Genomic DNA, 25,192 nt, shown 5'->3' on the forward strand with positions numbered 1-25,192 from the left:
GTGAAAACAGTTCAATGAAACAACTAAGAAGTAAAATAACAATCATGTAAAAGACATTATTGCTGTAGGACTTTTCCTAAAAAACACCATAAACGGTGGAAGTCTGAACAGCGGCTTAATAGCTTTCAGATAAACGATTCCCCAACCGTTTTTTCATGTTCCTTTCACAAAATTCGGCATAACCTTCCATAAAATCGGCGCAAGCCAAATGGCTGCCCAACCTGCCGGCCATGACAAAAAAAGTCAACTGATGCAGTTTTTCACCTCCATCCAGTAACTGGTTGATTTGATGCAGATTCTGATTTAGCGTCTATGCTGATTTTTGGATCCCTTTTAGCCTCAAAGGCTATTTACGTTTTCAGCCCCTGAGGTGCCCATGAGTCAGGCGTTTCTCCCTTTCTCCCGTCCCAGCATCGGCGACGAAGAAATCGCTGCCGTAGAGCAAGTATTGCGCTCCGGGTGGATCACTACCGGTCCGAAAAACCAGGCACTGGAAGAACACTTCGCCAACTACGTCGGTTGCCGACATGCCGTGGCACTGTCCTCGGCCACCGGCGGAATGCATATCACCCTGCTGGCATTGGGCATCGGGCCCGGCGATGAAGTCATTACGCCGTCGCAGACCTGGGTGTCCACCGCCAACATGATCACCCTGCTGGGTGCCACGCCGGTGTTCGTCGACGTCGACCGCGACACGCTGATGACCGACGCGGCCACTATCGAAGCAGCGATCACGCCGCGTACCAAAGCCATCATCCCGGTGCATTACGCCGGTGCGGCATTCGATCTCGATCCACTCTATGCGCTGGCCGACAAACACGGCATTGCCGTGATCGAAGACGCCGCGCACGCCGCCGGTACTCTCTACAAAGGTCGTCACGTCGGCGCCAAAGGCACGGCGATCTTTTCGTTCCACGCGATCAAGAACATGACCTGCGCCGAAGGCGCGATGTTCGTCAGTGACGATGAAGCCCTGGCCTCGCGGGTACGCATGCTCAAGTTTCACGGGCTCGGGGTCGATGCCTACGACCGCTTGACCCATGGCCGCAAGCCCCAGGCCCAGGTGGTCGAACCCGGCTTCAAGTACAACCTGGCCGACATCAACGCGGCCATCGCACTGGTGCAACTGGAACGCCTGGACGAAATCAACGCCAAACGCACTCAACTGGCCCAGACCTACCTGCAGCGCCTGGAAGGTTTGCCGGTTCAACCGCTGACCGTCCCTGCCTATTCGCAAAAACATGCCTGGCACCTGTTCATCCTGCGCATCGACGCCGAGCAGTGCGGGCTGGATCGCGAAGCGTTCATGAAAGCCCTCCAGGAACAGAATGTCGGTACCGGTATTCACTTCATTGCAACGCACCTGCACACTTACTACCGCCAGCGTTACCCCAACCTGTACCTGCCCAACACCGAATGGAATTCGGCGCGGCTGTGTTCGATCCCGTTGTTCCCCGACATGACCACCGATGATGTCGAGCGCGTCGTCGGTGCCATCGAAAACTGTATGGACAGAAGCCTTTGAGACCTTACCCAATCAACTTCGTTTCGATCGTCATTCCGGTCTACAACGAACAGGACAGCCTGCCTGAACTGCTCCGACGCACCGAAGCGGCTTGCCAGCAGTTGCACCAGGCCTATGAAATCGTGCTGGTCGACGACGGCAGTCGAGATGACTCCGCGCAGATCCTGGAAGACGCCGCCTCCCGCGAAGGCAGCCCGGTGGTGGCGGTGATCCTCAACCGCAACTACGGCCAGCATGCGGCGATCATGGCCGGTTTCGAACAGTGCAAGGGCGATGTCGTCATCACCCTCGATGCCGACCTGCAAAACCCGCCCGAAGAAATCCCGCGGCTGGTAGCACAGGCTGAACTCGGCTACGACGTCGTCGCGACCGTGCGCAACAACCGCCAGGACTCGGCTTTGCGCCGCTGGCCATCGAAGCTGATCAACCTTGCCGTGCAACGTTCCACCGGCGTGGCCATGAGCGACTACGGCTGCATGCTGCGCGCCTACCGCCGCACCATCGTCGACGCCATGCTCGCCTGCCGTGAACGCAGCACCTTCATTCCGATCCTGGCCAACAGCTTTGCCCGCCACACCACGGAAATCCTCGTGACCCACGCCGAGCGTGAACACGGCGACTCCAAGTACAGCCCCATGCGCCTGATCAACCTGATGTTCGACCTGGTCACCTGCATGACCACCACGCCGCTGCGACTGCTGAGCATCGTCGGCGTCGGCATGGCGGCCCTGGGCATGCTGTTCGCCATGGCCTTGATCCTGCTGCGCCTGGTGTTCGGTGCCGGCTGGGCCGGTGGCGGTACCTTCGTACTGTTCGCCGTACTGTTCGTCTTCACCGGTGGACAATTCATCGGCATGGGTCTGCTGGGTGAATACCTGGGCCGCATGTACAGCGACGTGCGCGCACGTCCGCGCTTCTTCATTGAAAAGGTGCTGCGTAGCCAGCCCGCCTCCCCCGCTTCCGTTGTTACCGTCGACGGCCTTACTTCCACTTCTTCAGATCAGGTTCCTTCATGAGTGCAAAAGCTGTTGTCTTCGCCTATCACGATATTGGCTGTGCCGGCATCGAATCCCTGCTCTCCTCCGGTTTCGAGATCGCTGCGGTGTTCACCCACGCCGACGATCCGAAGGAAAACGCGTTCTACGGCTCCGTCGCACAGCTGTGCGCCCGCCACGGCATTGCCGTGCATGCACCGGAAGATGCCAACCATCCGTTGTGGATCGAGCGTATCGCCAAGCTCGATCCCGACTACATTTTCTCCTTCTACTACCGTAACCTGCTGAGCGAAACGCTGCTGGCCACGGCCCGTAAAGGCGCGTTCAACCTGCACGGTTCCCTGCTGCCACGCTACCGTGGTCGCGCACCGGCCAACTGGGTGCTGGTCAACGGCGAAACGGAAACCGGCGTGACTCTGCACCGCATGGTCAAGCGTGCCGATGCGGGCGCCATCGTTGCCCAGCAAAAGGTTGCGATCGAGCGCAGCGACACCGCGCTGAGCCTGCACGGCAAACTGCGCCTGGCCGCCTCTGACCTGCTGCGCGACACCTTGCCGGCGCTGCTGCAAGGCAAGGCCGGCGAAACCCCGCAAGACGAATCCAAAGCCACGGTGTTCGGCCGTCGCACCCCGGCTGACGGCAAACTGGTCTGGGCCAAACCGGCCGAAGAACTGTTCAACCTGGTCCGCGCCGTGACCCAGCCATATCCGGGCGCCTTCTGCGCGGTGGGCGAGCACAAGCTGATTGTCTGGAGCGCCGAAGTCGCCAAGGGCAACGAAGGCCTGGCACCGGGCCGCGTCATCAGCGTCGACCCGTTGCGCATCGCCTGCGGTGAAGACTCGCTGATCATCAATGCCGGCCAGCGCAACGACAACGGCCTGTACCTGAGCGGCCCGCAACTGGCCAACGAACTGGGCCTGGTGGACGGTTCCGTCTTGCGCGGTGCCGAATCCGGTCGTGCTCCGCGTCGCACTCGCGTGCTGATCCTCGGCGTCAACGGCTTCATCGGCAACCACTTGTCCGAGCGCCTGCTGCGCGACGACCGCTACGAAGTCTACGGCCTGGATATCGGTTCGGATGCCATCGAGCGCCTGCGCAGCCACCCGAACTTCCACTTCGTCGAAGGCGACATCAGCATCCACTCCGAGTGGATCGAGTACCACATCAAGAAGTGCGACGTGGTGCTGCCGCTGGTTGCCATCGCGACGCCAATCGAATACACCCGTAACCCGCTGCGTGTATTCGAGCTGGACTTCGAAGAAAACCTGAAACTGGTTCGCTACTGCGTCAAGTACAACAAGCGCGTGATCTTCCCGTCGACTTCGGAAGTCTACGGCATGTGCCAGGACCCCAACTTCGACGAAGACAGCTCCAACCTGGTGGTCGGTCCGATCAACAAACAGCGCTGGATCTACTCGGTCTCCAAGCAACTGCTGGACCGCGTGATCTGGGCTTATGGCCAGAAGGGTCTGAACTTCACCCTGTTCCGTCCGTTCAACTGGATGGGACCACGCCTGGATCGCCTGGATTCCGCCCGTATCGGCAGCTCCCGCGCGATCACCCAGTTGATCCTGAACCTGGTGGAAGGTACGCCGATTCGCCTGTTCGACGGTGGTGAGCAAAAACGCTGCTTCACCGACATCGCCGACGGTGTGGAAGCGCTGGCACGGATCATCGACAACGACAACGATGTCTGCAACGGCCAGATCATCAACATCGGCAACCCGGAAAACGAAGCCAGCATCCGTCAGTTGGGCGAAGAGCTGCTGCGTCAGTTCGAAGCTCACCCGCTGCGCGCCAACTTCCCTCCGTTCGCCGGTTTCCGCGACATCGAAAGCAAGGCGTTCTACGGCACCGGTTACCAGGACGTGTCGCACCGCAAGCCAAGTATCGCCAACGCCAAGCGCCTGCTGGACTGGACGCCAACCGTGGAGATGAGTGAAACCATCGGCAACACCCTGGACTTCTTCCTGCGTGAAGCCATGCTCGAAATCGCGGACAAGCGCTGATGCAGGCAGGACTGCGGATCGATGTCGACACCTACCGGGGTACCCGTGAAGGGGTGCCCCGGCTGCTGGAAATCCTTGATGAAGCTCAGGTCAAGGCGACGTTCTTCTTCAGTGTCGGGCCGGACAACATGGGGCGCCACTTGTGGCGCCTCATCCGTCCACAGTTTCTCTGGAAAATGCTCCGGTCCAACGCAGCCGGCCTGTATGGCTGGGACATTCTGCTGGCCGGCACCGCATGGCCCGGAAAACCGATCGGCCGCGACCTGGGGCACTTGATGCGCCAGGCCCGGGATGCCGGGCATGAGGTTGGCCTGCACGCCTGGGATCACCATGGCTGGCAAGCCAACGCCGGGCGCTGGAGCGACGCACAACTGGTCGAACAGATACGCCGTGGCGTGGACACCCTCAGCGACATTCTCGGGGAAAAGATCACCTGCTCGGCGTCCGCTGGCTGGCGTGCCGACGAGCGCGTGATCGAAGCCAAGCAGGGTTTCGGCTTTCGCTACAACAGCGATTGTCGCGGCCTGAGCCTGTTCCAGCCACGATTGGCCGATGGTCGCCTGGGCGCGCCACAAATACCGGTAGACCTGCCGACCTTCGATGAGGTGGTCGGGCCGACTGTCGCCGCCAAGGATTTCAACACGTTCATCCTGGACCGGTTCACCCCGGAAAAACTCAATGTCTACACGATCCATGCCGAGGTAGAAGGGATTCTGATGGCTAACGATTTCCGTCAACTGCTGAGCGATGCACATCAGCGGGACATCCGTTTTCAACCCTTGGGCGACTTGTTGCCCGAGGCCCCTGACAGTTTGCCGATCGGCCGCGTGGTACGCGGTGCGCTCGAAGGTCGCGAAGGCTGGCTGGGAGTGCAAGGCGCATGAGCAAACGCTGGGCTTTGCCGATATTGCTGGCCATGGTGGCGCTGGCCTACCTGCTGCCACTGGGCAGTCATGGCTTATGGATTCCCGACGAAACCCGCTACGCCCAGATCAGCCAGGGCATGCTCCTGAGCGGCAACTGGGTGTCGCCGCATTTCATGGACGTGCGCTATTTCGAAAAACCCGCAGCCGGCTACTGGATGATTGCCATCGGTCAGGCGCTGTTCGGCCAGAACCTCTTCGGGGTGCGCTTCGCCTCGGCACTGAGCACCGGTTTGAGCGTGTTGCTGTGCTACCTGGTCGCCCGCCGGATGTGGAACGAACCGCGCAAGAGTTTCGCTTGCGCGCTGCTGTACATGAGCTTCTCGGTCATTGCCGCTTCGGCGGGGTATGCCAACCTCGATCCGCAATTCACGTTCTGGGTCAACTTGAGCCTGGTAGCCCTGTGGTTTGCACTGGACAGCGTCGGCCGCGGTCAGCGCCTGATCGCGTGGGCGGTGCTGGGACTGGCCTGCGGCATGGGTTTCATGACCAAGGGCTTCCTGGCCTGGTTGCTGCCGGTGCTGATCGCCCTGCCCTGGATGATCTGGCAAAAACGCTGGCGTGAACTGCTGGTCTACGGCCCGGTGGCGGTCGTGGTCGCCATCGCCGTCAGCCTGCCATGGGCCCTGGCGGTGCATGCCCAGGAGCCTGACTATTGGCGGTTTTTCTTCTGGCACGAACATATCCGCCGTTTTGCCGGGGACGACGCCCAGCATGACGCGCCGTGGTGGTACTACCTGCCGCTGCTGGTGGCTTTCAGCATGCCGTGGGTTGCATTGCTGCCGCCAGCGCTGAAGCAAGCCTGGCAGACCCGACGCCAGTCCGATATCGCATTCCTGCTGCTGTGGCTGTGGATGCCGTTGTTCTTCTTCAGCCTGAGCAAGGGCAAACTGCCTGCCTACATCCTGCCATGCCTGTTACCTCTGGCATTGTTGCTCGGCCATGCACTGGCCGACCGATTGAAGCTGGAGCAAGGTCGAGCCCTTGGCATCAACGGCCTGCTGAATCTGGTGGTGGGCGTGGTCACTCTGCTGGCCCTGGTTTATCTGCAACTGAAAAAGCCGATTTACGATCATGAACTGCACAACCTGGTGTTGGTGTTCATCGGTTTGATCGGCTGGATCATGGCCAACCTGCTGCAGGCCTTCCGCCCGTTGCAGTGCTGGGCAGCCCCGGCTTTTGGCAGCCTGTTGCTCATCGGCCTGGTGCCTGCCGGATTGCCCAATTCCGTAGTCGCCAACAAAACCCCTGACCAATTCATCCTCGATCACGCCCAGGAACTCGGCCAGACCGCGAAGTTGTTGAGCAACGACCTGGGTGCAGCGTCGGCGTTGTCCTGGCGGGTGAAACGGCCGGAAGTGGCTTTTTTCAACACGATAGGCGAATTGAAATACGGCCTTGCCTATCCTGACTCGCTCAAGCAGCGCGTTGGCCCCGAACAGGTGCAACAGTGGATGCACGATGCTCGCCAGCTTGGCTCGGTGGGTGTCGTCATGCGGGTCAAGGGCGAGGAAGAGCTGCGCGAACTTGATCAATTGCCCAAAGAGGGCAAGCGCTACGAACAAGGCAACCTGGTGATTTTGATTATCCCTCAGGCGACGCTATGAGCCTGCTATTGCTACTGGTCGCCTGCCTGCTGACCTGCCTGGGCCAGATCGCCCAGAAATATGCGGTGGAAAGCTGGCGCGGCAAAGCCTCCGGGTGGATGGACAAACTGCGTTCGCCCTGGCTTTGGCTGGCCCTCGCCTCTTTGGGACTGGGCCTGCTGGTATGGCTGCTGGTGCTGCAACGCCTGGAAGTCGGGATTGCCTACCCGATGCTCAGCCTGAACTTCGTGCTGATCACCCTGGTTGCACGTTTCGTGTTCCACGAAACCATCGACCGCCGTCACTGGCTGGGTGTGGCGCTGGTGATCGGTGGCGTGGCATTGCTGGGGCAACACACATGAATCTGAGTCGAGGTATTACCTTCGCACTGGGCAGCGTGTTGCTGGTCAGCGCCGCCCAATTGGGCATGCGCTGGAGCATGAGTCACCTGCCGCAACCCGAACAATGGCTCACCGCTCACATCGACCTGACGGCCGTTGCCGTGGTGCTAGTGGCCATCTGCGCCTATGCCTTGTCGATGCTTTGCTGGCTCGCCGCCCTGCGGGACCTGCCACTGGGCCGTGCCTACTCGTTGCTGAGCATCAGCTACGCGCTGGTGTACCTGCTGGCCGCCAGTCTGCCGCTGTTCAACGAAACGTTCAGTCTTACAAAAAGCCTTGGAGTGGCATTGGTCATCCTCGGCGTCATTACCATCAATTCTCGACCTGCTCGTGCGCCTGAATTAAGGAGTGCCCCATGAAAATAAGTGTATTTGGTAGCGGTTATGTTGGCCTGGTGCAGGCAGCGGTATTGGCGGAGGTCGGCCACGACGTGGTCTGCATGGACGTTGACGAGAAAAAAGTCGAATTGCTCAAGCAGGGCCACGTGAGTATTTTCGAACCCGGGCTGGCCAGCCTGGTACGCGAAGGCCTCGACGCCAAGCGGTTGCAGTTCACCAGTGACGAAAAATTCGCGGTCCAGCACGGACAGGTACTGTTCATCGCGGTCGGTACTCCGTCCCGGGACGACGGTTCAGCGGATTTGCGCTACGTGATGTCGGTGGGCGAAGCCGTGGCACGGCATCGCGAGCAACCGGCGATCCTGGTGGAAAAATCCACCGTCCCGGTCGGCACCGGCGATGCCTTGCGTGCACACATCGACAAATGCCTGCTCAATGCCGGGCGTGTATTGCAGTTCGATATCGTCTCCAACCCGGAATTCCTGAAAGAAGGTTCGGCCGTTTCCGACTGCCGACGCCCGGACCGTATCGTCGTAGGCTGTGAACGCGATGAAGTACGTGACGTGATGCGTGACCTGTACTCGCCATTCAACCGCAATCATGAGCGCATCATGTTCATGGACCTGCGCAGTGCCGAACTGACCAAGTACGCCGCCAACTGCATGCTGGCGACCAAGATCAGCTTCATCAACCAGATCGCCGAGCTGGCTGAACACCTGGGGGCCGACATCGAATCGGTACGCCTGGGCATCGGGGCCGACTCGCGCATCGGTTACCACTTCATCTACCCCGGTTGCGGCTACGGTGGCTCATGCTTCCCCAAGGATATGCGCGCCCTGATCCACAGCGCCGAAGAGGCACATTGCTCCAGCGACCTGCTGCAAGCGGTGGAAGCCATCAACGAGCGGCAGAAACACAAACTGTTCGAGCGCATCAACGCGTTCTACAAGGGCGACTTGCGTGGCAGGACCTTTGCCTTGTGGGGTCTGGCGTTCAAACCGAACACCGACGACATGCGCGATGCTCCAAGCCGGGTGTTGCTGGAATCGTTGTGGGCCGCCGGGGCGAATGTCCGTGCGTTCGATCCGGAAGCCATGCAGGAAACCCAGAAGCTGTATCCCGATGAATCGAAACTGATGCTCATGGGCACGCCTGAGTCGGTCCTGTCCGGTGCCGATGCACTGATCATCTGCACCGAATGGCAACAGTTCAAGGCTCCGGACTTCGAGCTGATCCAGCAGCGGCTCAATGCGCCGGTGATCTTCGACGGCCGTAACCTGTACGACGCCGACCGCCTGGCACGCATCGGTTTCACCTACTTCCCGATCGGCCGGGGCGAATCGCGCAAATTGCCGATGCCTTACCAGCAATGGTCAGCCGAATCAGTGGTCGCCTGAACCTCATGATCCCTCACATCCGCCAACAGTCCCTCGCGCTGGGTCTGTTGGCGCTGTTGTTGTTCTGCGCCGGGATGTATCAGCAGGCCGCCATCGGTTTCGATTCGCGCTTCGTGCTGTTCGCCCAGGAGATGCTGCGCAATGGGCCGTCGTTTTTTCCAACGACCTATGGCCAGCCCTACGCAGACTATTCGGGACTTTCTACGATATTCATCTGGCTGCTTTCACTGCCATTCGGCCAGGTCACCAGCCTGACCGCGTGGCTGCCAAGCGCCATCGCCGCAGCGATCATCGTCACATTGATGTACCGCCTGCTGGCGCCCTATTCCACGCGCTGGGCATTGCTGAGCATCGCCTTGATGTTGCTGACCAACACCTTCATCACGGAAACCCGCGCGGTTTCCCTCGACCTGATGCTGGCAGCCGTGTCGTTCAGCGTGTTCTACCTGGGCTATGCCGCCGATCACTTCGCGGCGCCGCGCCGCCACGTTCTGATCTTTGCCTTGCTGATGCTGGGCTTCTGGATTCGCGGGCCAATCGGCCTGGTCATTCCTACGGGGATGCTCTGCAGCTATTTTCTGGTCGATCGCCAATGGCGACGCCTGATTGTCTTCGGATTGCTGGCATCGGCGCTGCTGGCGCTGTGCGTTGGACTGTTGCTGTGGCTGGCGGACGTCAGCGGCGGCCCGGACTTCTTGCAGGACGTGATTCGCATGCAGTTCATGGGGCGCATGGACGGCACCGAGGGTTCCAACGATTTGCTGTATTACTTCACCAGTTCGGTAGGTAATTACGCATTGGCCTGGCCCTTGGCGGTGCTGGCGCTGTTGGCGGTCGGAGTCTCCGGCCGCCGGGAAACCGGCCCGGCATTGCGCCTGCTGCAATACTGCGTCGCCGCCGGACTGATCGTGATGATCGGCCTCTCGATCCCTCAGGCGAAAAAAGCCCGCTACCTGCTGCCGATGCTGCCCATGGCGGCAATCGTGGCGGCCTATCCGTTCTACGCCACACAGGGTCGATTGTTTGCCTGGCTGCGCAGGTTGATGCAGGGACTGTGGCTGCTGATCCCAGGGTTGCTGATCGTGACCTTGCTGGTTGTGCGACGAAAATTTCCCGATGAAGTGGCTCACCTCACTTCGTTGTTCATTATTCTCGGTGTGCTGCAAGTGATCGCTGTGGCAGCGCTCAAGCAGCCCCGCTGGCGAACAGAGGCACTGGCCCTTTGCGCGGTCCTGGCACTCTGGTCGTTCTACATCCTGCAATTCGAGCCTGTTCAACGACAGCTCTACGATACCCGGACCTTCAGCCACGAGGTGTTTGAACGGGTGCAAGAAGCCCCGGCACCGCTGGTTATGCACGGCATGGGCAAAGATGCGAAGGCCATCAAATTCATGGTCAATATCCCGCAGGAACTGCACCCGGTTTTCACCGACTCCCCCGCAGAACTTGAAGCCCTGCAGGGCCCGGCGTGGCTGATGATGGACCTGAACGCGTACGAGACATTGCAAGGCACGGCTATTGGTGCATTGCCGCCCGTACTGAGCGGGCGTTTCGACAAGAATGATTTCGTGCTGCTGCACCTCAAGTAAATCCCGTGGCAACAATCGAATCGTCCGACTGTTAGAGTAGCGCCCATGATCGGGCTGATGCCGGCCCGATCGAATAAGGACATTCACGCCGTGACCACCTACTCCCCTCTGATCCGCCGCCTGCTGATCTGCTCGCTGACCATCGTCGTCAGTCGCGCCATTACCAGCCCGCTGCTCACTCTGTTCGTCAGTGACAAGCTTGGCCTGAACCAGCAGGACGTTGGTTTGCTGCTCGGCATCGCGGTGTTCGTCGCCACCCTGCTCTCACTCTACGGCGGCTACATCATCGATCGCTTCGAAAAACGCCGATTGCTTATTCTCTCGATGGCGTCCAGTGCTATCGGCCTGGTGTTGCTGACCTTTGCTGAAAACCTTTACCTGACAACAATCACCCTGATCGTCACCGAAACCGCCTCATCGCTGTTCTTGATCGGTTCGAAAGCGATCCTCAGTGACAACCTTGCGGTGGGTCAGCGCGCCAAGGCGTTTTCCCTGAGCTACACACTGACCAACATTGGCTACGCTGTCGGGCCGATGCTCGGTGTATTGATCGCCGGCGTCTTTGCGAGCGCACCGTTCCTGGTGGCCGCGGCCATCGCTTTTTTCAGTATTTTCTTGATGACCAGTATTCCCGGGGGCCCGGCCAGTGTTTCTCTGACCGGTCAAGCGCAGAGTTTTCTCAAAACCCTGGTCACCCTGAAAAACGACCGCACCCTGATCACGTTCACCGCAGGTTGCCTGCTCAGCACGGTGGTGCACGGGCGATTTACGTTTTACCTGTCGCAGTACCTGCTGGTGGTCAGCAATCCCCGCCACACCATGGAAATCATGGCCGCCCTGCTCGCCTGCAACGCCATCAGCGTGATCTTGCTGCAATACCAGATCGGGCGCTTACTCAAGCGCGAGCAACTGCGGCAATGGATCGTTGCCGGCACCGGCCTGTTCATCCTCGGGCTGATCGGTTTCAGCCTGGCAGACAGCCTGGTGAGCTGGTGCGTGGCGATGTTTATCTTCACTCTCGGCGAAATCATCATTTACCCGGCCGAGTTTCTCTTCGTCGACACCCTGGCTCCGGAAGAACTGCGCGGCAGCTACTACGGCGCGCAAAACCTTGCTGCGCTTGGCGGCGCGTTGAGCCCGATGATTTGCGGTTTCATGTTGATGCACACCCCGGCACCGACGATGTTTTATGCCTTGAGTGCACTCGCTGCCGTGGGTGGTTTGCTGTGCTACATAAGCGGCCGACGGGGTCATTCAAAGCAAAATTAATGCACTGAAAGCTCATTAATATGAATTTGTCAGCAGCAGGATTGAACGGCACACTGTGCGCGTTCCTCCCCCAACAGTTGGAACACCTTCAAGGGCTTTCTGGTTATCCCAGCCAAGCCCTTTTTTTTGCCTCGCTTTTTTCTGCCGGAGTTTTTCTCGAAATGCTTGCTCGCTGGTTGCCCGCTGCCATCAACACCCGCCCTACCGAATGGAGCCGCGCCGCCATTGGCATGGCCTTGGGAACGCTGCTCAGCGTGTGGCTCTGTGCCCAGGTGTTCGGCATTGAGGTGGCCCAGCACCTGATCGGCCCGCTGGGGGCGTCGGCGGTGCTGCTGTTTGCCGTGTCTTCGGGAGCACTCGCCCAACCCTGGTCAATTCTGGGCGGCTACCTGAGCGCCGCGGTGATTGCGTTGCTGGTGGCCCATGTGCTGGGCCGAACCCTGGGTAGCGCTTGCCTGGCCGCTGGCATGGCGTTGATCCTGATGTGCTGGCTGCGGTGCCTGCATCCACCGGCCGGAGCATTGGCCCTGACCCTGGTACTGGCCGATCCGGCCACCATTGCCATGGGCTGGAAAGCCATTGAACCGGTAATGCTAAGCGCAGCGACGATGCTGATCTGCGCCCTGGCCTATAACAACCTGACGCGCATTCGTTACCCAAAAAGTGCCAGCGAACCGGGGGTCATGATCCCCGCCGATCACCCGCCGGTCGACCGTCAGGCCATCACCGCCGAAGACCTGAAACTGGCGTTGGCCGATATGGAAGCGTTCTATGACGTCACACCCGAGGACCTCGAACAGTTGATCCAGGCCAGCCAACTGCACGCCAAACGCCGCAGCGTTGGCGAGGTGCTCGCCCCACGACTGTAAACCACTGTTTTTGAGGTTCTTTTGCCGTGGCCGGGCGGTTCTGGCATCCTGCGCCTCCATTTTCTGACCCGGCCCGCCTTCTGGCACGCAAACCACCATGACCGCCTCCGAAAAAGCCCCTGCTCCACGCCACAATGACCTGATTTACGGCCTCGATGACCGCCCGCACCTGACCGCCACCGTCTTCGCCGCCCTGCAACATGTGCTGGCGAGCTTCGTCGGCATCATCACCCCGACGCTGATCATGGGCAGCGCCCTGGGGTTGCAAAGCGAAATCCCTTACCTGATCAGCATGGCGCTGTTCGTCTCCGGCCTGGGCACCTTCGTGCAGGCGCGGCGCTTCGGCCCGGTGGGCTCCGGCCTGTTGTGCCTGCAAGGCACCAGCTTCTCGTTCATCAGCGTGATTCTCAGTGCCGGCTTCATGGTCAAGGCCCGGGGCGGCGGCACCGACGAGATTCTCTCGACCATCTTCGGCGTGTGTTTTTTTGCCGCGTTCATTGAAGTGGTGTTGAGCCAGTTCATCGGCAAACTGCGCATGCTGATCACCCCGGTGGTGACCGGGACGATCATCACGCTGATGGGGTTGTCGCTGATCAAGGTGGCCATGACCGACATCGCCGGTGGCTTCGGCGCCCCGGACCTGGGTGCTGCCAGTCACCTGGCCCCGGCGGCGCTGGTGCTGGGAACCATCGTGGTGTTGAACCGGGTGGACGTGCCGTTTCTGCGCCTGGGCGCGATTGTCATCGGCCTGACCCTGGGTTACGTGGTGGCATGGCTCATGGGGCAAGTGGATTTCACCAGCCTGCCCGAAGTCCCGCTGGTGAGTGTACCGGTACCATTCAAGTACGGATTCGCCTTCGATTGGGTGGCGTTCATTCCGGTGGCGGTGATTTTCCTCGTTTCGCCGCTGGAGGCCGCAGGTGACCTCACGGCCAACTCGATGATCTCCCGGCAACCGGTCAAAGGCCCGGTGTACATTCGAAGGATCAAGTCCGGCCTGCTCGCCGACGGCCTCAATTCGGCCATGGCGGCGGTGTTCAACAGCATGCCGATGGTGACCTTCGCCCAGAACAACGGGGTGATCCAGCTCACGGGCGTGGCCAGTCGCTACGTGGCGTTTTTCATTGCCGGCCTGCTGGTGGTGCTTGGTCTGTTCCCGATGATCGGGGCCGTGCTGCAGTTGATGCCGAAACCGGTGCTGGGTGGCGCGGAGCTGGTGATGTTCGGCACCGTCGCCGTGGCCGGGATCAAGATCCTCGCCGAGGCCGGCCTGCACCGACGCAACATGCTGATCGTGGCGATTTCGCTCGGCATGGGCCTGGGTGTGGCCGCCGTGCCGGAAGTCTTGCGCGAACTGCCCAAGGCCCTGCACAACATTTTCGAATCGCCCATCACCGTCGGCGCGCTGTGCGCTATCGTTCTTAATATCTTCCTGCCTGAGGAATTCATCGAGCTGGAGGAAGACGAATTCGATCCGGAGGCCTCCGTGCTTCAGGTGATGCAGAACCCCGACGTGACCGCCAGGGATGAACCGGCAAAAGCTGCGGTCGTCGCACAGTCAAACCGCTAGACGGGCTCGAGGGCTGAGCCGCTGGCGGTTCAGCCCTTTTCAGATGAGAGCACGTCCATGCGCAGCGTCCACGCGGTCCTGATTTCCCTCCTGCTCTGCCTGAGCGCCTGTTCCTCGCTGCCCTATAGAGACCCGGTGAAAGTCAACGTCGTGGGTATCGAGCCCCTGCAAGGTGAAGGCATGGAAGTGCGTTTTGCCGTGAAAATCCGCGTGCAGAACCCCAATGACATCAACCTTACTTATAGCGGCGTCGCCCTGGACCTGGACATCAACGGCCAGCCATTCGCCTCTGGCGTCACCGATGAGCGGGGCGAAATCGGGCGTTTTTCCGACACCGTCGTGAGCGTGCCGGTCAGCGTTTCGGCGCTTTCGGTGGTCCGCCAGACCTATGGCATCAGCCAGATGAAAACACTCGACAACCTGCCTTATATCCTGCACGGCAAACTCTCGGGCGGGGTGTTCAACACGACGCGTTTCGTGGACAGTGGCACGCTCAATCTGCCAAGGCCGATCACTGGCAGCCGTTGAAAGGCTGCACTTGATCCGCACCGATGCCATTCAATTTGCCAGCGGGACTTCCCCGACGTAGATCCGCGAAATCACCCGTGAAGAATGGTCATTGCGTCGCCGGGCTCACTCGACGTCATTGAGAATCAGGCTGCGGTAATGCCCCGGATTTGACCCCGACCATTTGCGAAACGCCTTGTAGAACGAACTGACGTCGGCGAACCCGAGCCGCGTGGCGATTTCACTGAAGCTGATCGCCGGCTCGGCCAGCCAGACAATCGCCAGTTCCTTGCGCACGCCGTCCTTGAGGCCTTGATAGGTCTGCCCTTCTTCGGCCAGTCGGCGGCGCAAGGTTGAGGCCGACATGCACAGGCGTTGCGCGAGGGTTTCGGTTTCCGGCCAGTGTTCGGCTGGCAGGTGGCGCAGATCATGTTTGATACGGCTTGCCAGGCTCTGCGGATCGCGGTATTTCACCAGAATGTTCGCCGGTGCATGGGCCAGGAATCGCTTGAGTTCCTCGGGGCTGCGCTTGATCGGCAAATCCAGACAATCGGCGGAGAAAATCATCCGCGTGCGCGGACGGTCGAAACGCAGGTTCTCGGAAAACATCACCTGATAGTCATCGCAGAAATCCGGTTTCGAACAGCGCAGCTCGATCGCCAGAATCGGAATCCGCCGCCCTGCCAGCCAGCAGGCAACGCCGTGCACGATCATCCAGTAGGTGAAATAGGTGAAGGCCCGGCGCGGGTCTTTGTCGTCCTCCAGCAGGACGATTTCCGCCAGGCTTTGCTGATGCACCAACTGCGCCGGCAGGTGTTCGAGGATCAACGACAGGAACGCCAGGCCGCTGGCCAGCCCCGCCGCCACGTTGGGCTGGAGCATGGCGCTGCGACACAGGAACGCAAAGCTGCCGGATTTCAGTTTGCGTGGGTCCATGCCAAAAAACTCATCATCCCCGCGCCGTGCCAGCAACCGCCACAGGCGCGCATAGGCAGCGGCCGGAACACGGGCGTCGGCGTTGCTCAACAGCTGTGGGTCGATGCCAACCTTGATCAGCACCTCGTCCGTGGCGATGCCTGGCGCGCAGCTTTGCAACAGTGCTTCACGCACCAGTTGGATGGAGATGGTGTCTTTTTCCGACATGGATCGCGGCAAGCCCTGTTCTTGTTCGAGTGGGGGCATATTAGCCGAAACCGCCCACCCAACGCAGATCACCTTGTAGGAGCGAGCTTGCTCGCGAAAAACGCCGGGACACCGCGGGGGTTCAGACAGCCCGCGTTATCGTTGACGTCCATCGCGAGCAAGCTCGCTCCTACAGGGGGGTGTGCTGATCTTCAGGTTCGTTCAGCTTGGGTTCAGGTATTGTCAATCAATAGCATATGGGAATACGTATCATTATGTTACAACTTGGCACCCTATCTAAATTCGAGACGCCGCTGAATGCTTGTTCCTTTTCTGATCATGCTGCGCGAAGGTGTCGAGGCCGCGTTGATCGTTGGCATCATCGCCAGTTACCTCAAACAGACCGGTCGCGGCCAATGGCTGCCGGCGATGTGGATCGGGGTGTTTCTTGCCGTCACCCTCGCCCTGCTGGTGGGCGGTGGCCTGGAACTGGTCAGTGCCGAGTTCCCGCAGAAACAACAGGAGCTGTTTGAAGGCATCGTTGGACTGGTAGCCGTCGGCATTCTCAGCTCCATGGTGTTCTGGATGCGCAAGGTCGCGCGTTCGATCAAGCATTCACTGCACGAGTCCCTCGACCACGCATTGACCGGTTCCGGGCACCAGGTGATCGCACTGATCGCCATGGTGTTTTTCGCCGTGGCCCGCGAAGGCCTGGAAACGGTGTTCTTCCTGCTCGCGGTATTCCAGCAAAGCCAGGGCCCGGCGGCACCGATTGGCGCCCTGCTCGGCCTGGTCCTGGCCATCGTCATCGGCTTCCTGATCTACAGCGGCAGCATGCGCCTGAACCTCGCGGCGTTTTTCCGCTGGACCGGCCTGTTCATCCTGGTGGTGGCGGCCGGCATCCTCGCCAACTCGGTACAGGCGCTGCATGAAGCCGGGCTCTGGAACCACCTGCAGACCGTGCTGTTCGATTTCAGCACAACGCTGCCGATGGATGGCCCGCTGGGCTCGGTGCTGGCCGGCATGTTCGGTTACCAGGACGCCCCGACCGTCAGCACCCTGGGTGCGTATCTGATCTATCTGCTGGTGGCGCTGGTGATGTTCTTCTCACCGGCCGGCGCACCCGCCAGGCAATCCTCTTCCGTTTCCAGCCAATAAGGGCTCCCATGCCAAATCAAGCCCCACCCCAGGCTTCCCCACCCCGCGCCTTGCGCTGGGCGGTGGCCGGCTCGGTGATCGTCATGATCGCCGCCGGCGGCCTGTTCTACTACGCCGCGCAGCTGGCGGCGACCAAGCGTCAGGCAAACCACGATGAAGTGGTGGTGACCATCCACCCGCACAGCTGCGAACCCAATGCCCTCACCGTCCCGGCCGGGCGCGCCAGCTTCCGTATCGTCAACCGCTCCGACCGCGCCGTGGAATGGGAAATCCTCGACGGCGTGCTGGTGCTCGAAGAACGGGAAAACATCGCACCCGGTTTGAGCCAGGTCATCAACGCCAACCTGCTGCCCGGCGACTACAGCATCACTTGCGGACTGCTGAGCAACCCGCGTGGCACCTTGCATGTCACGCCGACAGTGGCCTCCGACGCGGCCGCCAAAGCCAGGCCGTCGATGGTCGCCTTTGTCGGGCCGCTTTCGGAATACCGCGTGTACCTGAACAGCCAGGGCACCGCGCTGATCAAAGCCGTCACCGCCCTCCAGCAAGCCATCGAGTCCGGTGACCTGAGCCAGGCGCAAGCCTTGTATGGGCCGGCGCGCGCGGCGTATCAGCGTGTCGCGCCTGCCGCTCAACGCCTGGCGGAACTGGACAACGCCATCAATGCCCGCGCCGACTATTTCGAAAAACGCGAGCAGGACCCGGGCTTCACGGGTTTCCACCGCATCGAATACGCACTGTTCCAACAACGCACCCTCGCGGACCTGACGCCGATTGCCCAGCGACTACTGACGGACGTCACCACCCTCAAACAACAGTTGCTGGCCCAGTCACTGCCGCCGGAGCAACTGGTGAGCATCATGGTGCGCAATCTCAACGGCATCGCCGATGTACGCGCCAGCAGCGGCGAAGAGGAACGCTACAGCCATGGCGACCTGAACGGCTTCGCCGCCAACCTCGACGCCACGCGCAAAGTCGTCGACCTGTTGCGTCCGTTGCTGAGCAAATCCGCGGCCGGGTTGCTGCCGACAATCGACAGCGCCCTCATCGCCTTCGACGCCGAACTCAATGGTTTCAAGGTGGGCGACGGTTACGCCAGTTACGACAGCGTCAGCGCCGAGCAGCGCAAACAGATCGCCGACAAGGCCAGGGCACTGGCCACCGCACTCAATGAAATCGATCCCGCCCTTGGCCTTTCCGGCCTGTTAGCAGAAGACGCAAACCGATGAACGATCCAGAGCAATTCAACCTCCAGCGCCGCCGTGTACTGATGGGCATGGGCGCCGCCGGTGTCGCCCTTGCCGGCTCGGCCCTCAGTTGCCCGGCCATGGCCGCCAGCCCCGCGCAAGTCACGCAAGCGCCGAGCAGCGACAAAACCGCTGACCGCCACGAGTTCCATGGCCAGCACCAGACCGGCATTGTCACGCCGCGCCCGGCGGCCGGCATGCTGGTGTCCTTCGATGTGTTGGCCAGCGACCGTGAAGACCTTGAGCGGCTATTTCGCACCCTGAACCAGCGCATTGCGTTCCTGATGACGGGCGGCCCGGTGACCCAGGTCGATCCGAAGCTGCCACCTCTGGACTCGGGCATCCTCGGGCCGGTCGTGACCCCGGATAACCTGACCGTTACGGTGTCGGTGGGCGAATCGCTGTTCGATGAGCGCTTCGACCTGGCCGACGCCAAGCCCAAGCGGCTGACACGCATGGTCGGCTTCCCCAACGACGCGCTGGAACCTGATTGCTGCCATGGTGACTTGAGTATCCAGTTCTGCGCCAACACCACCGACACCAACATCCATGCGCTGCGTGACATCGTGAAAAACCTGCCGGACTTGCTGCTGGTACGCTGGAAACAGGAAGGCAGCGTGCCGCCCCAGGCCCCGGCGAAACCTGGTGCGCCAGCACAGAGCGCGCGCAATTTCCTCGGTTTCCGCGACGGTTCGGCCAACCCCGATTCCAACGACGCCAAGGCCATGGACAGCATCGTCTGGGTGCAGCCCGGCAGCGATGAGCCAGCGTGGGCAGCCAACGGCAGCTACCAGGCCGTGCGCATCATCCGCAACTTTGTCGAACGCTGGGACCGCACGCCGTTGCAGGAACAGGAAAGCATTCTCGGCCGGGTCAAAAGCACCGGTGCACCCATGGGCGGTGCCCACGAATCCGAGGTGCCGGACTACAACAAGGATCCGCAAGGCAAGCTGACCCGGCTCGACGCGCACATTCGCCTGGCCAACCCGCGCACTGCCGCGACCCGGGCCAACCTGATCCTGCGCCGGCCGTTCAACTACTCCAACGGCGTGAACAAGAACGGCCAACTCGACATGGGCCTGCTGTTCATCTGCTACCAGGCCGACCTGGAAAAAGGCTTCATCACCGTGCAAACCCGGCTCAACGGCGAACCACTGGAGGAATATCTCAAGCCGGTCGGCGGCGGCTATTTCTTCACCTTGCCCGGTGTCATCGGCGACCAGGATTTCATCGGTCGCTCGCTGCTTGATGCGACACAACCCGCTCATCCATCAAAAACTACCGCCTGACCACAACAACCCTCACGGAACAGCCCCATGAAGAAGTCACCCCTCGCGTTAATGCTGACCCTTGGTTTGCTCAACACTTCGCTTTCGGCATTCGCAGCGACAGCGCCGATGGACCTGGTGGGGCCGGTCTCGGACTACAAGATCTACGTGACCGGGCAACTGGATGAACTGGCCAGCCACACCCAACAATTCACTGACGCCGTGAAAAAAGGCGACCTGGCCACCGCGAAAAAACTCTACGCGCCGACTCGCGTCTACTACGAGTCGATCGAGCCGATTGCCGAGCTGTTCAGTGATCTGGATGCGTCCATCGACTCCCGCGTCGACGATCACGAAAAAGGCGTGAAGGCCGAAGACTTCACCGGCTTCCACCGCCTCGAATACTCGCTGTTCTCGGAAAAGAGCAGCAATGACCTGGGCGAACTGGCTGACGGCTTGAACAAAGACGTGAAAGACCTGCAGACCCGCGTGGCCGGCCTGACCTTCCCGCCCGAGAAAGTCGTGGGCGGTGCTGCTGCGCTGCTCGAAGAAGTCGCGGCAACCAAGATCTCCGGTGAAGAAGATCGCTACAGCCACACTGACCTGTATGACTTCCAGGGCAACATCGACGGCGCGAAGAAAATCGTCGACCTGTTCCGTCCGCAGATCGAAAAACAGGATGCAGCGTTCGTGGCCAAGGTCGACAAGAACTTCGCCACCGTGGACAAGATCCTGGCCAAGTACAAGACCGGTGACGGTGGTTTCGAGACCTACGACAAAGTGAAGGACGCCGACCGCAAGGCGCTCGTGGGCCCGGTCAACACCCTGGCTGAAGATCTGTCGACGCTGCGTGGGAAACTGGGTTTGAACTAGTTTTCAGCGTCTGAGCGGGCCCCTTCGCTGGCAAGCCAGCTCCTACAGGAAAAATGCGATTGACCTGTAGGAGCTGGCTTGCCAGCGAAGCTTTTTCAGGCCTCAGAGGATACGGTAAAGCAAGCGCTCGATCCGCACGCGACTCACGCGCTTGAGGAACTTGGCAACGCCCATCGGGTACTCGGCGAGGGTTTCCAGGTTCTGGAAATGCTCGATTCGACGGGTGTGCTGGAAGATCTCTGTCAGCTCGTTGCGACGCGGCTCCAGCAGTTCGCCATGGGGATCATCGATCAACAAGGCGTTTTCCAGGTCGAGTCGAAACGCCCGCGGGTTGAGGTTGTTGCCAGTCAGCAAGGTATAGCGCTGATCGATCCACATGCCCTTGAGGTGATAGGAGTTGTCGCCATCACGCCACAGGTGCAGGTTCAACTGACCGCTGTCGATGTTGCGCTGATGGCGCTTGGCAAACCGGCGCAAGCTGATTTCGTACAGGTACGGCAACGCCGAAATGACCCGGAACGGTTCGCTCGGCGGAATGTAGAAGTCGTTGGCAGTCTTGTCGCCGACCACAATGTCGATCTTCACCCCACGGGCCAGCGCACGGTTGATCTCGCGGATGATCGCCAGCGGCAGGTTGAAGTACGGAGTACAAATGGTCAGTTGCTGCCGGGCGCTGGCGATCAGCTCACAGATCACCCGGTTCAGCGGATTGTTCTTGCCGACGCCGAGCAACGGGCTGACTGACAAGCCTGCCCTGTCGGTGGTGCCCCGCGTGGTGTCGTACGCCGCGTGCTTGAGACGGCTGCGCAGGTCACCGATGTCATTGCGCAGGCTGCGGGTGGTCGGCAGGTTCGGCAGGTCGAGGCGGTGCACCGCTTTTGAGGCCACAAGGCCGTGCTGCACCAGGTGCTGCATCGAATCGGCCAGGTCGCGATTGTGCAGCAGGTGATAGCGGTCGTAGCGGTACTTGTCGAACTTGTGCAGATAGACGTTGTTCAGGCTCGCGCCGCTGTAGATCACACAGTCATCGATCACGAAGCCTTTGAGGTGCAGCACACCAAACAGTTCGCGGGTTTGTACCGGGACGCCGTAGATCGGCACGACACTTTCACGGGTGCGGGTCATTTCCTGATACCAGGCGGAGTTGCCCGGTTGCTTGCCGGCACCGATCAGGCCGCGCTGGGCGCGCAGCCAGTCGACGACCACCACCACGTCCAGTTCCGGACGCGCCAGTTTGGCCGCGTGCAAGGCATCGAGGATTTCCTGGCCGGCTTCATCCTGTTGCAGGTACAGCGCAACGATGTAAATGCGCCGGGTCGCGCTGGCGATTTTCTCCAGCAGGCAACGACGGAATTCGGCAGCGCCACTGAGGATGCCGACGGCATCGGCCGTCAGCGGGAAACTGCGCAGTTTGGGCAGCAGGGAGCGTTTGAAAAGCAACGGCATAGGGCTCGCAAAGGGTCGAATCCGAAGAACCCGAGAGCTTACACCATCGATGGGTTCGGGTCTTGTTACTGTCTGTAATGACGCCATCGCTGGCAAGCCAGCTCCTACGGATTGACCGCATTCCCCCTGTAGGAGCTGGCTTGCCAGCGAAGGCCATTTATCAGGCACTGCAAAAATATTAATTGACCAAGGAGAACGATCGTTCTACTGTTAGCCACATGAACGAAATCACTAGCACTGACACACGCGACATCATTCTGGATGTCACCGAAAAGTTGATCTACAAAAGTGGCATAGCCGCCACTGGCATGGATCTTCTGGTGAAAACCGCCGGCGTCTCCAGAAAAAGCATTTATCGCTACTTCGCCAACAAGGACGAACTGGTTGTGGCCGCCCTGCAACGCCGCGACCAGCGCTGGATGCACTGGTACCGCGAGGAAGTCGGCCAGGCCGAAACCCCGGCCGAGCGACTGCTCAACCTGTTTACCGTACTCAAGTCGTGGTTCGCCTGCGAAGGCTTCCGCGGCTGCGCCTTCATCAACACCAGCGGCGAAACCGGCGACCCGCAAGACCCGGTGCGCCTGGTCGCCAAAGAACATAAACAGAAGCTGCTCGACTACGTGTGCGAGCTGTGTACCGAATATGGTGCCGAGGATCCGCAGATGCTGGCCAGACAGCTGCTGATCCTGATCGACGGTGCCATTACCGTGGCGCTTGTAATGGGTGATCACAGTGCCGCCGATAATGCGCAATGCATGGCGCGAAAGTTATTGGGCCTGTAGCAACTTAATCAAGCTCGACATTGTGTTTGAACTTTAACTTGATACGGAGACTTGAAATGTCTAATGCCGAAGTTCGTCCGCCATTACCCCCTTTCACCCGTGAATCGGCCATTGAAAAAGTTCGCCTGGCTGAAGACGGCTGGAACTCCCGCGACCCGGAGCGCGTGTCCCTGGCCTACACCCTGGACACCCAATGGCGCAATCGTGCCGAGTTCGCCTACAACCGCGAAGAAGCCAAGGGCTTCCTGACCCGCAAATGGGCCAAGGAACTGGATTATCGACTGATCAAGGAACTCTGGGCCTTTACCGGCAACCGCATCGCCGTGCGTTATGCCTATGAATGGCACGACGACTCGGGCAACTGGTTCCGTTCCTACGGCAACGAAAACTGGGAGTTCAACGAGGACGGCCTGATGGCCCGCCGCTTCGCCTGCATCAACGACATGCCGATCAAGGAAAGCGAGCGCAAGTTCCACTGGCCGCTGGGGCGCCGTCCTGACGATCACCCGAGCCTGTCGGACCTGGGCCTGTAGATTCACCGATATCAATTGTGGGAGCGGCGGTGCGGCGATCCGACTTGCTCGCGAAAGCGGTGTGTCAGCCAACATTTATGCTGGATCTGACTTCCTCTTCGCGAGCAAGCCCGCTCCCACAATGGTTTTGTGTTGTGCAGGTGGTTAAGATGCTGCCCTTCCCTGCAGCCTCTTTCTGCACCCGCCGAATAAGCCGATCCCATGCCTTTCGAACTCAGCGTTGACCTCTCCACCCTGGCCATCCTGGCCCTTGTCGCTTTTGTTGCCGGTTTCATCGACGCCATCGCCGGTGGCGGTGGTCTGTTGACCACCCCGGCCCTGTTGACTGCCGGCCTGCCGCCGCATCTGGTGCTGGGCACCAACAAACTCAGTTCGACCTTCGGTTCAGCGATTGCCAGTTTCACCTTCTACCGCCGCAAGCTGTTCCACCCCGCGCAATGGGTGCACGCCATCGTCGGTACCCTGGTCGGCGCACTGACCGGTGCCGTGGTCGCGCATTATCTGCCGGCAGAATGGTTGAACAAGATGCTGCCAGTGATCGTCTTCGCTTGCGGGGTCTATCTATTGTTTGGCGGCACGCCGAAAGCGCCAACGGACAGCGACGCACCGATCAAGAAAACGTGGCAATCGACCCAAGGCTTCAGCCTCGGCTTCTATGACGGCGTGGCCGGTCCCGGCACGGGCGCGTTCTGGACCGTGAGCAGCCTGCTGCTGTACCCCATCGACCTGGTGAAGGCCAGCGGAGTGGCGCGCAGCATGAATTTCGTCAGCAACGCGGCGGCGCTGTCGATCTTCATCTTTTCCGGTCAGGTGGACTGGATCATCGGCCTGTGCATGGGCTCGTCGCTGATGGTCGGCGCGTTCTTCGGCGCCCGCACCGCCATCAGCGGCGGCGCGAAATTCATTCGCCCGGTGTTCATCACCGTGGTGCTGGGCCTGACCGTGCGTCTAGCCTGGCAGCACTGGTTCAGCGTGGCCTAAACGCCGCGCCACATAGAGGTCGATCAGGTAACGGGCAATCGAGCGTGACGCCGGCAACGGCGGCAGCTCGTGCACGTTGAACCACTGGGCATCCTCGATCTCGTCTTCCTGACAGACGATCTCGCCACCGGCGTATTCGGCATGAAAGCCGAGCATCATCGAGTGCGGGAACGGCCAGCACTGGCTGCCCATGTACTGGATGTTCCTGACCTCGATGCTCACCTCTTCGCGAACCTCGCGAATCAGGCAGTCCTCGGCCGATTCGCCCGGCTCGGCAAACCCGGCCAGGGTGCTGTAGACACCCGGCACAAAACGCGGCGAACGTCCCAGCAGAATCTCGTCGCCGCGGGTCACCAGCACGATCATGCTCGGTGAAATGCGCGGGTAATAGCGCAAGTCACACGGCTCGCAGTACATCGCCCGTTCACGCACCACCTGATGGGTCGCCTGCCCGCAATTGCCGCAAAAACGGTGCTCGCGGGCCCAAGTGCCGATCTGTGCGGCGTAACCGAGCACCTTGTAGACCGTGTGATCGCCTTCCAGCATGAACGCCCGCAGGCCTTTCCAGTTGCAACCCGGCACCTCGCTGTGACTGCGCAGCTCCAGCAGATAGACAGGCTCGCCATCGAGATGACCGATGCCATGCTCGGCAAGAATCGACAGATCCTGACGCTTGAGCCATTCGCGGGGAAACAACGCGCCGTTGTCATCGAACAGAAAGCCTTCGGGGCTGCGCGCAACGGCCCAGCCGCCAGGTTGATCGGTGTCCAGTACTGCCGTGGTCCAGCGAGGAATCATGGTTAA

23 protein-coding genes are annotated in these 25,192 nt (G+C 60.5%); 20 read left to right on the forward strand and 3 right to left on the reverse strand.

What is annotated here, in order from left to right:
* Positions 1-376: 376 nt before the first annotated feature.
* From arnB to AC06G5_RS16945, 13 genes are all read left to right on the forward strand, one after another.
* Positions 377-1,525 carry a UDP-4-amino-4-deoxy-L-arabinose aminotransferase gene (gene arnB / locus AC06G5_RS16885; RefSeq protein ID WP_413426691.1) on the forward strand — a complete coding sequence of 383 codons (1,149 nt, stop codon included), beginning with the start codon at positions 377-379 and terminating at the stop codon, positions 1,523-1,525.
* Positions 1,522-2,541 (forward strand): undecaprenyl-phosphate 4-deoxy-4-formamido-L-arabinose transferase, encoded by a 1,020-nt coding sequence (gene arnC / locus AC06G5_RS16890; RefSeq protein ID WP_413426689.1) that lies wholly within the window; start codon positions 1,522-1,524, stop codon positions 2,539-2,541. The genes arnB and arnC overlap by 4 nt, the downstream gene beginning before the upstream one ends.
* Positions 2,538-4,529 carry a bifunctional UDP-4-amino-4-deoxy-L-arabinose formyltransferase/UDP-glucuronic acid oxidase ArnA gene (gene arnA / locus AC06G5_RS16895; RefSeq protein ID WP_413426687.1) on the forward strand — a complete coding sequence of 664 codons (1,992 nt, stop codon included), beginning with the start codon at positions 2,538-2,540 and terminating at the stop codon, positions 4,527-4,529. Before arnC ends, arnA begins: the two co-directional genes overlap by 4 nt.
* Entirely contained in the window at positions 4,529-5,413 is an 885-nt protein-coding gene (arnD, locus tag AC06G5_RS16900) for a 4-deoxy-4-formamido-L-arabinose-phosphoundecaprenol deformylase (RefSeq protein ID WP_413704670.1), read from the forward strand. Before arnA ends, arnD begins: the two co-directional genes overlap by 1 nt.
* Complete coding sequence (gene arnT, locus AC06G5_RS16905; protein ID WP_480457671.1) at positions 5,410-7,059, forward strand: lipid IV(A) 4-amino-4-deoxy-L-arabinosyltransferase; 1,650 nt, start codon at positions 5,410-5,412, stop codon at positions 7,057-7,059. The genes arnD and arnT overlap by 4 nt, the downstream gene beginning before the upstream one ends.
* A complete protein-coding gene (arnE, locus tag AC06G5_RS16910) occupies positions 7,056-7,400 on the forward strand; it encodes a 4-amino-4-deoxy-L-arabinose-phosphoundecaprenol flippase subunit ArnE (protein WP_413426681.1) in 345 nt (114 codons plus the stop codon). Before arnT ends, arnE begins: the two co-directional genes overlap by 4 nt.
* Positions 7,397-7,798, forward strand: coding sequence for a 4-amino-4-deoxy-L-arabinose-phosphoundecaprenol flippase subunit ArnF (gene arnF / locus AC06G5_RS16915; protein WP_057397666.1), 402 nt, complete (start codon positions 7,397-7,399; stop codon positions 7,796-7,798). The genes arnE and arnF overlap by 4 nt, the downstream gene beginning before the upstream one ends.
* Positions 7,795-9,174, forward strand: coding sequence for a UDP-glucose dehydrogenase family protein (locus AC06G5_RS16920; protein ID WP_413426679.1), 1,380 nt, complete (start codon positions 7,795-7,797; stop codon positions 9,172-9,174). Before arnF ends, AC06G5_RS16920 begins: the two co-directional genes overlap by 4 nt.
* 5 nt (positions 9,175-9,179) lie before the next feature.
* Positions 9,180-10,763 carry an ArnT family glycosyltransferase gene (locus AC06G5_RS16925; protein ID WP_413426677.1) on the forward strand — a complete coding sequence of 528 codons (1,584 nt, stop codon included), beginning with the start codon at positions 9,180-9,182 and terminating at the stop codon, positions 10,761-10,763.
* Positions 10,764-10,853: 90 nt separating this feature from the next.
* Positions 10,854-12,032, forward strand: coding sequence for an MFS transporter (locus AC06G5_RS16930; protein ID WP_413426740.1), 1,179 nt, complete (start codon positions 10,854-10,856; stop codon positions 12,030-12,032).
* A gap of 161 nt (positions 12,033-12,193) precedes the next feature.
* Positions 12,194-12,901, forward strand: coding sequence for an HPP family protein (locus AC06G5_RS16935; RefSeq protein ID WP_413426675.1), 708 nt, complete (start codon positions 12,194-12,196; stop codon positions 12,899-12,901).
* 97 nt (positions 12,902-12,998) lie between these two features.
* Positions 12,999-14,471 carry a nucleobase:cation symporter-2 family protein gene (locus AC06G5_RS16940; RefSeq protein WP_480457675.1) on the forward strand — a complete coding sequence of 491 codons (1,473 nt, stop codon included), beginning with the start codon at positions 12,999-13,001 and terminating at the stop codon, positions 14,469-14,471.
* A gap of 57 nt (positions 14,472-14,528) precedes the next feature.
* Positions 14,529-14,999 carry an LEA/WHy family protein gene (locus AC06G5_RS16945; protein WP_085714953.1) on the forward strand — a complete coding sequence of 157 codons (471 nt, stop codon included), beginning with the start codon at positions 14,529-14,531 and terminating at the stop codon, positions 14,997-14,999.
* A gap of 105 nt (positions 15,000-15,104) precedes the next feature.
* On the opposite strand, the gene AC06G5_RS16950 is transcribed toward AC06G5_RS16945, so the two are convergent.
* A complete protein-coding gene (locus tag AC06G5_RS16950; RefSeq protein WP_413426739.1) occupies positions 15,105-16,121 on the reverse strand; it encodes an AraC family transcriptional regulator in 1,017 nt (338 codons plus the stop codon).
* A gap of 297 nt (positions 16,122-16,418) precedes the next feature.
* Between AC06G5_RS16950 and efeU the strand changes: the two genes are divergently transcribed.
* From efeU to efeO (AC06G5_RS16970), 4 genes are read left to right on the forward strand one after another with little or no spacing between them, the layout of a single operon-like run.
* Positions 16,419-17,258 carry an iron uptake transporter permease EfeU gene (gene efeU, locus AC06G5_RS16955; RefSeq protein WP_413428926.1) on the forward strand — a complete coding sequence of 280 codons (840 nt, stop codon included), beginning with the start codon at positions 16,419-16,421 and terminating at the stop codon, positions 17,256-17,258.
* 8 nt (positions 17,259-17,266) lie between these two features.
* Positions 17,267-18,487 carry an iron uptake system protein EfeO gene (efeO, locus tag AC06G5_RS16960; protein WP_413704666.1) on the forward strand — a complete coding sequence of 407 codons (1,221 nt, stop codon included), beginning with the start codon at positions 17,267-17,269 and terminating at the stop codon, positions 18,485-18,487.
* Positions 18,484-19,794 (forward strand): iron uptake transporter deferrochelatase/peroxidase subunit, encoded by a 1,311-nt coding sequence (efeB, locus tag AC06G5_RS16965; RefSeq protein WP_480457678.1) that lies wholly within the window; start codon positions 18,484-18,486, stop codon positions 19,792-19,794. Before efeO (AC06G5_RS16960) ends, efeB begins: the two co-directional genes overlap by 4 nt.
* A 27-nt stretch (positions 19,795-19,821) precedes the next feature.
* Positions 19,822-20,646: an iron uptake system protein EfeO gene (gene efeO / locus AC06G5_RS16970; protein ID WP_413424040.1), complete on the forward strand. Its 825-nt coding sequence runs from the start codon at positions 19,822-19,824 to the stop codon at positions 20,644-20,646.
* A gap of 102 nt (positions 20,647-20,748) precedes the next feature.
* On the opposite strand, the gene pssA is transcribed toward efeO (AC06G5_RS16970), so the two are convergent.
* Entirely contained in the window at positions 20,749-22,092 is a 1,344-nt protein-coding gene (gene pssA / locus AC06G5_RS16975) for a CDP-diacylglycerol--serine O-phosphatidyltransferase (RefSeq protein WP_413424042.1), read from the reverse strand.
* Between the two features lie 218 nt (positions 22,093-22,310).
* Here pssA and AC06G5_RS16980 point away from each other — a divergent pair, with 218 nt between their 5' ends.
* From AC06G5_RS16980 to AC06G5_RS16990, 3 genes are all read left to right on the forward strand, one after another.
* Positions 22,311-22,874, forward strand: a complete 564-nt coding sequence (locus tag AC06G5_RS16980) for a TetR/AcrR family transcriptional regulator (protein WP_413424044.1) — start codon at positions 22,311-22,313, stop codon at positions 22,872-22,874.
* A gap of 56 nt (positions 22,875-22,930) precedes the next feature.
* A complete protein-coding gene (locus AC06G5_RS16985; RefSeq protein ID WP_413424047.1) occupies positions 22,931-23,407 on the forward strand; it encodes a nuclear transport factor 2 family protein in 477 nt (158 codons plus the stop codon).
* Between the two features lie 201 nt (positions 23,408-23,608).
* Positions 23,609-24,388 carry a TSUP family transporter gene (locus tag AC06G5_RS16990; RefSeq protein ID WP_007974280.1) on the forward strand — a complete coding sequence of 260 codons (780 nt, stop codon included), beginning with the start codon at positions 23,609-23,611 and terminating at the stop codon, positions 24,386-24,388.
* Here AC06G5_RS16990 and nudC read toward each other — a convergent pair.
* The gene (gene nudC, locus AC06G5_RS16995; protein ID WP_413424049.1) at positions 24,356-25,186 is read right to left on the reverse strand and encodes an NAD(+) diphosphatase; all 831 of its coding nucleotides are present in this window, start codon (positions 25,184-25,186) and stop codon (positions 24,356-24,358) included. The genes AC06G5_RS16990 and nudC overlap by 33 nt on opposite strands.
* Positions 25,187-25,192 lie beyond the last annotated feature (6 nt).

It is taken from the genome of Pseudomonas sp. WT-JTC, from assembly GCF_056711565.1.